General features: G+C 43.2%; 1 protein-coding gene. It reads left to right on the forward strand.

What is annotated here, in order from left to right; all coding sequences use genetic code 11:
* Positions 1-100: 100 nt before the first annotated feature.
* Positions 101-405 (forward strand): helix-turn-helix domain-containing protein (locus FD37_RS08710; protein WP_156652733.1); only part of this gene is annotated, 305 nt, incomplete at its 3' end.

The following is a 405-nucleotide window of genomic DNA, read 5'->3' on the forward strand; positions in this document are numbered from 1 at the left end:
GGCAGATTGTAAAATTTAAGTTGAACATTTAAGTGGACAGAAAAAACCATCAAGGTCTTTACTGGTGTTACCACACAATCCATTAGAAAGAAGGACCTTGATGAGCACCACTATTTTATCATTCCAGAACCGTGTTGTCATTGAAACGCTTCATAATGAAGGACGTTCCTTGCGATACATCGCTAACTACTTAGGCTTTAGTAAGACCACCATCTTTAACGAACTTCACCGGCTAAATAGTGAGTACCAGGCTGGGCTAGCGCAAACTGACTTTGAACGAAAGGTTAGTCAACGGGGGCGGAAGTCTTCGCTCACTAAAAACCTTAAACACTTGATCGAGGGAAAGATTCAAGTCCAGAAGTGGTCCCCTGAACAAGTTGCCCATGTGGTGGGGATTGCCTACAA

Source organism: Levilactobacillus spicheri DSM 15429 (assembly GCF_001435095.1).
Lineage (GTDB): Bacteria > Bacillota > Bacilli > Lactobacillales > Lactobacillaceae > Levilactobacillus > Levilactobacillus spicheri.